Below are 9,524 nucleotides of genomic sequence, written 5' to 3'. Positions count from 1 at the left end.
GGGAAGGCGATGCTGGAACCGGCGGTGTCGCGGATCTCTTTGGGCAGCGACGGCGAGAGCTTTGCGGCGTTTGCTGAGTCCTGCAGAAGGATGGTCCGGGTCCATGCGGCGACGGCAATGTTCTGCCGGAGGTTGGCGGGCAGGCTTGTTGAATTGACGGCTTCGATGAGCAGATTGATGGGTGTTTGTCGGTTTAACACTATTGCGGCATCTTCGTTGAACTGCGGTTGCTTGAGTTCGGGGCAGTCTGCCTCGTGGTTCTCGGCACGCGCTCTCTCGTTGCATTGGCCTTGCAGATCGTAGGCTCCCTGCGATTCGTTTTTAAGCGGGGAGCGAGGAGCGTAGATGAGGAATTCGCTGAAGTTGCGGGCGACGGCCATGCGTTCGCCCAGGAGCGCGTTCAGGTTGGAGCTGGGCTTCTGACGCTGCAACGGAGGAATGGCGGCGTCGAGCAGAGCGCGTGCTTCGTCGGTGCGTTTGAGGGCGGTGAGAAGACGGACACGATGGAAGAAGACGGTGTCGTAGGCCGGTGTGTCGGGCGGGATCTCTGCGGCTTCGTCGATGAGTTGTGAAGCGAACGGATCGGATGCGTCGGCTTTGACGATTGCCATTACAAGCCAGGGGAGGGTGTGGCTTTGCTGCCATGTGGCGTAGGCTGTGGCTCCTGTTCCTCCTCCGCGCCATGCTGCGATCCAGGAGAGCAATGGTGGCGGATTGGAAGTCTTGACCTGCTTTAGAAGAAGCCAGTTGAGATCCCTGATGTCGTTCGCAAAGTTGGCGTCGGGCGCGGGTCCGGCGAGCGCGATGCCGATCTCTTTCGCGCGCTGCTCGGGCTCGGTGCGGATGCGGATGAAGTTGAGCTCGTTCTGAATGATGGAGCGCGAAGGCTTGGGGTTTGGCTGCTGCAGAATCGACTCCAGCATCTGCTGCGCGCGCTGCATTGTGTCCGCATCGTAGCTGGCGAGGTCGCCACTATAGGGGTTGGTTGCTTTGCCCATGGCGAAGGCTTTGCGCACAGTGGCGCGAGCCGCGAGATAGGGGCCCCATGATGCCCAGGGCGAACTGCCGTCTGCAGCGATGGCACCGAATTGGCGGGCGGCTTCGTCGAATTGCTTTGCATAGAAGTTTGCGGAGGCGATCTGGTAAGCGCGGTCGGCTTTGAGCAGAACGGGGCTGCTGGCTGACTCGGACGTGGGCATAACAGCGATCTTGCTTGCGCAGTTTGCAAAGACTGCGTCCTGGCCGTGAATCCAGTCGATAAGCGAAGGGCTCCGCTTGCCCCATTCACCCGCACGTTTGGTGAGTGTGAGCGTTGCGTTTTGAAATGCGGGGTCGGGGCAGTTGAGATAGCCTTCGTCGAGGGATATCGTGCCGTCGTAGTTCGTGGGGAAGACTGGCTTCTGTTCTCCGGGGGCGCCTTCGGGAATATACTTCGCGCGCTCTCTAAGCCATTGGCCGAAGGGTTGTGCGTTTTCCTGGGCTTCCTTCTCTTCTTTTTGTGCAACGGCGATCTGTTCCGGTGTGAGATTCCGGTAATCCAGGACAATATGTGGCTGGCTGGTAGTCGGAGCGTAAATGCTGCGTTCGGCGTCGGAGAGCTTGCCGCCGTTCAAGTAACGATAGGCGACGGCGTACTCATTCGAGTCAAAGCCAACTTGCAGAATGCCAAGCTGGCCTTTGGCGAAGGACGCGATGTCATCGGGTCCTGTGGTGCTGACAAAAACGTCGTCCTCAAACCCGGGACTGCAGGCTTCGACGTTGCCGATGGGGGACAAGAGGACAACTGCTACAAGTGCGGCAATGGCGAGCAGGCGGGTTCTCATGGGAGTCTCCGTGCGAGATCGTTGGGCGGGTTGTTGCGCCAGCCATGGTCGGGGAAGACGTAGATACGCTTGCCGGCGAGGTTGGATGGCCACGGTTCGTCGGTGGAAACGCCCGTTGAGGTACGGCAGAGCGGTTCGCGGATCTGGAAGTCGTCGACGGACGGCGGAGTGCGGCGATGATCGGGCTCCATGCGAAACATCATGGGAACGGCCTCGTCGACTGGGAGATCGTGGATCCAACTATCCCAGCTGCACCAGGAGGCGAGGGCGGTGATGGAGAGCGGAAGATTGGCGGGCATTTGACGGCGCAGGTCGGTGAGCAGATCGCGATAGAAGGGACGCTGCGAGCGGGTGGCGTCGAAGTCGATTTGCAGAGCGGCTATTCCGGACTCGTGCGCTGAAGCAAGGATCGATTGAACGGCATCGATGCGATTTTCATCGTTGAGGATGGCCGCGGATGGCGCTTCTATGCGGACCACTGCGATGCGGGTCGCGGATGCAGGAAAGACGAGGGCATTGCGGCGGGGTTGCGGATGCACCGTGAGGCCGATGGTGAGTGTCTGGTCGAGGTAGGCGATGGCAAAGCGACGCGTGTCGAGTGCGTGCAGGTCTTCGCGGCGTTCCCAGGCCCAAAGGGTTACGCGCGGCAGTGCGGCGAGACGGCCTTGCGGATGAGGGAGTGCGTCAGAATGAATCGTGAGCAAGAGCAGGAGCGCGATGAGGGCGCTGGAGATGCCATCCCAGGGCTTGGCGGGGGAGCGCATGGTGGTTGCTGTCCACAATGCACCAGGGGGGAGGGAGAAAGCAAGGGAGGGCGTCGGCTCGAAGAGCAACTGCGGTCATGGATGTCGCTGCGTGAGATGTGAGCAAATCAAAGCCGCGGCTGGTTGGGCCTCGTGCTTTCCCACCCAAGTGGAGCTTGGATGGGGCACCTGTTTGCGTGCCTCAGCTAAATGTTCAGGGCAGGTTTCTTCGCTGCGGTTCGATCTGGGCGGAATGATTGCAATGTAAAAACACAAAGGCCGGGGACTATGCCCCGGCCATTTGCCAGCTGCTGGAAACCAGTACCACCTAGACCCCAGAGCTGGAATGCTAATTGTGCTGTGCTAGCAGAAAAGCAACTGCGGGTTCCTCCGCTTTGCTTCGCTCCGGTCGGAATGACGGCGCTTTGCTGCACCCGACAGCTTACAGCTGGTTCATGTTGGCGAGGAACTCGGCGTTGTTGCGGACTTTTTCGAGGCGGCTGATGAGCAATTCCATCGCTTCGACGGGCGACAACGGGTTGAGGACCTTTCGCAGAATCCAGATGCGCTGCAGATCTTCCTTGGGAATGAGCAGCTCTTCCTTACGCGTGCCGGAGCGCTGGATATCGATGGCCGGGAAGACGCGCTTGTCGACGAGCTTGCGGTCAAGGATGATTTCCATGTTGCCGGTGCCTTTGAACTCTTCGAAGATCACTTCGTCCATACGGGAGCCGGTGTCTACGAGAGCCGTGGCGATGATGGTCAAGGACCCGCCTTCTTCAATGTTGCGCGCCGCGCCGAAGAATCGCTTTGGCCGCTGCAGCGCATTGGAGTCGACGCCGCCTGAGAGCACTTTGCCCGATGGAGGCACGATGGTGTTGTAGGCGCGGGCAAGGCGGGTGATGGAGTCGAGCAGGATAACAACGTCGCGTTTGTGCTCGACGAGGCGCTTTGCCTTCTCGATGACCATTTCGGCGACCTGGACGTGGCGTGCTGCCGGCTCGTCGAATGTCGAACTGATGACTTCGCCCTTCACGGAGCGCTGCATGTCAGTAACTTCTTCGGGACGCTCGTCGATGAGCAGAACAATGAGGACGACTTCAGGCTGATTGGCTGTGATGGAATTTGCGAGCGACTGCAAGAGCATCGTCTTGCCGGTACGCGGAGGAGCGACGATGAGACCGCGCTGGCCTTTGCCGACCGGAGTGAGCAGGTCCATCACGCGGCCACTTACGGCTTCGCGCACGGTCTCGAGCTTGATGCGTTCCTGCGGATAGAGCGGAGTCAGATTGTCGAAGAGGATCTTGTTGCGCGTCTCTTCGGGTGACTCGAAATTTATGGCCTCGATCTTTACCAGGGCGAAATACTTCTCGCCTTCGTGGGGAGGCCTGACGTTGCCGCTGATGGAATCGCCGGTTTTGAGGTCAAACTTGCGAATCTGCGAGGGCGAGACATAGATGTCGTCGGGGCCGGGCAGATAGTTGTAGTCGGGAGAGCGGAGGAACCCATAGCCGTCAGGCAGGATTTCAAGCACGCCATCGGCAAAGATGTGGCCTTCTTTTTCGCTCTGGGCCTGAAGGATCTTGAAGATCAGGTCCTGCTTGCGGAGGCCGCTGGCGCCCGGGATCTCCAGGGTGCGCGCAATGCGGCTCAGTTCAGTGATGTTTTTTTCTTTGAGTTCGGCGATCGTCATGTTCACCTGCGGAAGGGTAAGTGGGGGACCCGAGAGGGGAAAGTGCTCCAGGAGCAATAGGCGGGGTTTAAGAGTTGCGGTTGTGTTGCAGCTCTGTGCTAAAGCGAAACGTAAATAAGAAGGGCTTTAACGCAGGGTGAAAGCGGCCAATCAGGCTTGCGGAAATGGCCGCTCGGAAAATGTTGGCTTAACTGACTCAATTATACAGGCGACGCTGCTAAGCCGCGCGTCGAGTTTCAATTGGCCGCGCCGCAGGTACATTGACCTGCACCACAGTGCCGGGGTTAGTGGATTGGAAGCGGACGAGGACCTCGTTGGTCGTGTCCTGCAACCGGGTGTTCGGCTTATGCAGCATGCGGGTTGCCTTGCTGGCAAGCTGGCAGAGCTGGTAACGATTGGACACGTGAGAGAGTGCCCCAAAAACCAAATCAGAACGCATAAAGTGAATCTCCTTCCAGACCTGTCCGCCTGATACCGACGGTACAGAGATTTACTAGGTATAAGGTCGAGCCGCTCCCCAAACAGCTTGTCCTCACCTTTAGACGCACGAATTGGGCATCAAGTTAAAAAAACTTTTGCCGCAAAGCAGTGTTCAGCGGGAACAGGCAGCTTGCCCTGTGACGGATAGAAGTGATTGCCGCGGCGAGCTTTGCGCTTTGCAGTTTCAGCCTCGTCGGAACCCCGAAACACACCCTGCCACCTATGGATGAGCTCAGGCCCGGATTTTGAGGCGGAAAAAGCGGAATAACGCGCGATCGCGCTGTGCAATCTTCCCCTATGGATGGCACTCATGAATGTACAACGAGGCTTATTTAGGGTCAACATTTTTTTTGTGAAATCGCAGGCCGAAAACAAAACAGATCCCAAGCTCTAGATGAGGTGTAAAGACCTAATTATAGGCATGTTAGAGATGCTATAAGGGGTATTTTTCGTTTATGGGGATGTCTAAAGCTCGTTATTGTCAAATGAAGGAGCCATTGGAGTTATCGTTGATATGTGACGTACATCACACTAGATGGTATCCGCACCCCTCAAGCCCAATAACTGCGGTCCAGAGTGCGGTATTGGATTGCCTCGGCCAGATGGGAGACGGCCAGCTGATCGGCGCCTTCAAGGTCGGCGATGGTGCGCGCGACTTTGAGGATGCGATCGTGGGCGCGGGCGGTGAGTCCTTGCTGTTGCATGGCGCGCTCAAGCAGGCGTTCGGCATCGGGGCCAAGCTCACAATGGGTGCGGATCTGGCGAGTGGACATCTGGGCGTTGGAAAAGACCTTGTCGCCGGACTTCTTGAACCGGTTTCGCTGCCGGTCGCGGGCTGCCATGACGCGAGTGCGAATCTCGGCGGAGCCTTCGGCGGCTGCTCCGCCACGGAGTTCCTTATATTGAACGGCCGGAACCTCGATATGTATATCGATACGATCGAGGAGCGGGCCGGAGATTTTGGCGACGTAGCGCTGGATCATGGGCGGCGTACACACGCATTCGCGCGACTTGTCGTTGAAATATCCACAGGGGCAGGGGTTCATGGCTGCGGCGAGCATGAATCGTGCTGGAAAGCTGAGCGACATGGAGGCGCGTGCGATGGTGACGTTGTGGTCTTCGAGGGGCTGGCGCATGACTTCAAGCACGTTGCGGGGGAACTCGGGCAGCTCGTCGAGAAACAGAAGGCCGTTGTGGGCGAGGGAGACTTCGCCGGGACGCGGGATGATGCCGCCGCCGATAAGGCCTGCATCCGAGATGGTGTGATGAGGCGAGCGGAACGGGCGCTGGGTAACTAGACCGGCCGAGGCATCAAGGACTCCGGCGACGGAATGAATCTTAGTGGTCTCTAACGCCTCTTCGAAGGTGAGCGGAGTGAGGATGGAGGGCAGGCGCTTGGCAAGCATGGTTTTGCCGGAGCCTGGAGGGCCGATCATAAGGATGTTGTGGCTGCCGGCCGCAGCGACTTCGAGCGCGCGCTTGGCCGTCTGCTGGCCGCGGACATCTTTGAAATCGACGGAGAAGTGCTGCAGTTCGCTGAGGAGCTCTTCGGTCTTCACGCGGAAGGGTTCGCGCTGGACCTGGCCTACGACGGTGGAGTTGAGCAGATCGATGACGTCGAGGAGAGAGGCAACCGGGTAGACGTTGACGCCTTCGACCACGGCGGCTTCGGCAGCGTTGGCGGCGGGAAGGATGAGGTTGGGAATGTTCTTCTCGCGCGCCAGGATGGCGACGGGCAACATGCCAGGGATCGCGCGCACGCTGCCGTCGAGTCCCAGTTCGCCGACGAGAAGGAATCGATCGACGTTGTCAACACGCAGCGCACCGTAAGCGCCAAGGATTCCGACCGCGATGGGAAGGTCGAATCCGGAGCCTTCCTTCTTCAGGTCGGCGGGAGCGAGATTGATGGTAATGAAGGTGGGTGGAATGGTGTAGCCGGAGTTCTTGATGGCGGCGCGCACACGATCGCGACTCTCACGTACTGCCGCATCGGGCAGGCCTACGGTGTGAAAGACATCCTTCTCAGCAACAACGCCGCTGTAATCAACTTCTACGTCGATCAAGTTAGCGTCGATTCCATATACAGCTGCACTAAGGGCTTTAAATAGCATGGCGGTAATTTTGCGTGGAGTGTAGCAGACGAGAGTGGGCAGCGGTCAGTGACCGGTGAACAGTAGTTTGCTGGGTGCAATGTCATTGTTTTGTGTCGATGATTCACGGTTCACGCACAAGTGGCCTACAATCTTCTGCGTGACTACGAGTCTTTTTGATCTTTACAAGCTTGGCGTTGGACCTTCGAGTTCGCACACGATGGGTCCGATGCGCGCGGCGTGCCGCTTCGCTCGCGAGCTCGAGTCGAAAGGCGAACTCGAGAAGGTGCACCGGGTGCAGGTGAACCTGTATGGGTCGCTTGCCTTGACAGGAATGGGGCACGGAACGGACCGCGCCGTATTGCTGGGGTTGTCGGGAAATGAACCGGCGACGATCGATCCAGCAGTAATCGAAGCGACGGTGGCGGAGATTCGCGCGACGAAGACGCTGAAACTTGCGGGAAGGCGCAGCATCGGGTTTTACGAGCCACGGGACCTGCTCTTCGAACGCGAGACGATGTTTCCTCCCGGAGCGCGCACGCGGCATCCGAACGGGCTGAGACTGCTCGCGCTTGATACCTCCGGAAATCGAATCGCGGAGAGGACATATTTCTCGGTTGGCGGCGGGTTCATTGTCGAGGATGGCATGGATGCGGCTTCGGTCGGCGAGTCGAGGGTCATGGTTCCCTATCCATTTCACAGCGCGGCGGAGTTGCTGGAAGTTGCGCAGGCGCATGGATTGCGGATCGACCAGGTGATGATGGCGAACGAATGCGCCCGATTGCAGGAGGCTGATACGAGTGCGAGCGATGAAAAGCTTGCGATTCGTGTGCGCGCCGGGATAGATGCGATCTGGGAGACGATGAAGGGTTGCATCGATCGAGGCATATCGACAGAAGGAATTTTGCCTGGCGGGTTGAATGTTCGGCGTCGGGCGCACCGGCTGGCTGAGCGGCTTAAGGAAAAGGAAGCGTCTGGGCAGCCGAGCGATCCGCTGGCACCGCTGGACTGGGTGACGGTATATGCGATGGCTGTGAACGAGGAGAATGCCGCGGGTGGGCGCGTGGTGACGGCACCGACGAACGGAGCCGCGGGAGTGGTGCCGGCGGTGGCGCGGTATTACGAGCGCTTTGTGCAGGGCGCCGATCATGATGGGATTATTCGATTCTTTCTGACTTCGGCGGCGATTGGGATTCTCTACAAGGAGAATGCGTCGATTAGCGGAGCGGAGGTTGGATGCCAGGGCGAGGTGGGCGTGGCGTGCTCGATGGCGGCCGGCGGATTGATCGCGGCGATGGGCGGCACCAATGGCCAGGTGGAACATGCGGCGGAGATTGCCATGGAGCACAACCTGGGGATGACCTGCGATCCAATTGGCGGGCTGGTGCAGATTCCATGTATCGAACGCAATGCGATGGGTGCGGTGAAGGCGGTGCATGCGTCGCGGATCGCACAAAGCGAGTTGGAAGAGCACAAGGTATCGCTCGACCAGGTGATCCGGACGATGTACCTGACGGGACTCGATATGCAATCGCGCTACAAGGAGACGAGCTTGGCCGGTCTTGCTCTGAATGTGATCGAATGCTGAGCTTGGAGCGTTCTTCTTTGTTGAGAGAGAACTGTCTCGACTAACATCCTTGTCAATGGAACCCATCAACGAGCCAAACGAACAAGCAGGCATCGAAACGCAAGGACATGTTGCGTCGGTCGCCGAGACTGCATCGCTTAAACCGACTTCGATCGCACCAGTGTGGCACACGGTGGTGCTCATCCTCGGGATTCTCGCGGTGTCGCTGCTGGGCGTGTACCGCCATCCGGGCGGCGCGGGCGTGAGCGCGGTGAATCGACTTCGCACTTACGGCGTGACGGCTGTGCTCGAAGTGGTGTTGATCGGCTGGGTCGTCTTCGGGGTGCGCCTCAGGGGAATTTCGATTGAATCTCTCTTTGGGAAGATGTCTGGCGGTTTTGGTTCGATCGTGGTGGATGCGGGCATCGCGATCTTGTTCTGGATAGGTTCGTTGATGGCCCTCGCAACGCTCGCCATGATGTGGATGAGCATCGAGGCAGCCATCACGCATCGTCCCATTCCGATTCCGACTGGGTGGAGCGGAAAGACGACGTCGCCGCGTTTGCCTGAGGATCAGGCAGCACGCGCGGTGGCGCAACTGGCACCCGCGAACGGCAAGGAGATTGCGTGCTGGCTGCTGCTGTGTATGTTGGTGGGTGTTGCGGAAGAGCTTGTGTTTCGCGGCTATTTGCAACAGCAGTTCACTGCATGGACTGGCGGAGCCGCGGCGGGCGGCGTGGTGTTTTCAGCAGTGATGTTTGGTGCAGCGCATGGATATGAAGGAGCGCGAGCGATGTTTCTACTCACTGTGTTCGGTGCGCTCTTCAGTCTGCTTGCTCTGTTTCGACGCAACCTGCGCGCGGGAATTTTTGCTCACAGCTGGCATGATGCAATCGCCGGATTGACGGTCGCGTTTCTCCACTCGCGTCACATTTTGTGATCGAAGAGGACGAGAGGGCGATTGTGGCCTGAAAAAATTGTTGCCACTTTTTCCACCTCATTGTCGTTTTTTTCTTGACACTTACGACGCATGAATCTATACATTCCTCAACTGCAACAAATGTTGCAGAACTCGATGCAAACCATCGAAAAGGGAGAATAGGCAAATGGCAACTAAGAAAGCAGCCA

7 protein-coding genes are annotated in these 9,524 nt (G+C 58.4%); 2 read left to right on the top strand and 5 right to left on the bottom strand.

Going from position 1 to position 9,524, the window contains the following annotated elements; translation table 11 throughout:
* The 5 genes from WA354_RS16805 to WA354_RS16785 all read right to left on the bottom strand — a co-directional run.
* A partial coding sequence (locus tag WA354_RS16805; RefSeq protein ID WP_472814178.1) for a hypothetical protein occupies positions 1-1,823 on the bottom strand: 1,823 nt, incomplete at its 3' end.
* On the bottom strand, positions 1,820-2,587 hold the full coding sequence (locus tag WA354_RS16800; protein ID WP_472814177.1) for a DUF3142 domain-containing protein: 768 nt from the start codon (positions 2,585-2,587) through the stop codon (positions 1,820-1,822). The genes WA354_RS16805 and WA354_RS16800, both read right to left, overlap by 4 nt.
* Positions 2,588-3,008: 421 nt before the next feature.
* Positions 3,009-4,259 carry a transcription termination factor Rho gene (rho, locus tag WA354_RS16795; protein ID WP_472814176.1) on the bottom strand — a complete coding sequence of 417 codons (1,251 nt, stop codon included), beginning with the start codon at positions 4,257-4,259 and terminating at the stop codon, positions 3,009-3,011.
* Positions 4,260-4,476: 217 nt separating this feature from the next.
* The gene (locus tag WA354_RS16790) at positions 4,477-4,698 is read right to left on the bottom strand and encodes a DNA-directed RNA polymerase subunit omega (RefSeq protein ID WP_472814175.1); all 222 of its coding nucleotides are present in this window, start codon (positions 4,696-4,698) and stop codon (positions 4,477-4,479) included.
* Positions 4,699-5,290: 592 nt separating this feature from the next.
* Positions 5,291-6,850 carry a YifB family Mg chelatase-like AAA ATPase gene (locus WA354_RS16785; protein ID WP_472814174.1) on the bottom strand — a complete coding sequence of 520 codons (1,560 nt, stop codon included), beginning with the start codon at positions 6,848-6,850 and terminating at the stop codon, positions 5,291-5,293.
* A gap of 139 nt (positions 6,851-6,989) precedes the next feature.
* Here WA354_RS16785 and WA354_RS16780 point away from each other — a divergent pair, with 139 nt between their 5' ends.
* Positions 6,990-8,417, top strand: a complete 1,428-nt coding sequence (locus WA354_RS16780; protein WP_472814173.1) for an L-serine ammonia-lyase — start codon at positions 6,990-6,992, stop codon at positions 8,415-8,417.
* 55 nt (positions 8,418-8,472) lie between these two features.
* Positions 8,473-9,336, top strand: coding sequence for a CPBP family intramembrane glutamic endopeptidase (locus WA354_RS16775; RefSeq protein ID WP_472814172.1), 864 nt, complete (start codon positions 8,473-8,475; stop codon positions 9,334-9,336).
* The last annotated feature ends 188 nt before the right edge of the window (positions 9,337-9,524 follow it).

Source organism: Occallatibacter sp. (assembly GCF_049802275.1).
In the GTDB taxonomy this organism is placed as follows: Bacteria; Acidobacteriota; Terriglobia; order Terriglobales; family Acidobacteriaceae; genus Telmatobacter.
Note: the sequence above shows the minus strand (reverse complement) of the source record. Positions and strands in the feature narration are given on the sequence as shown.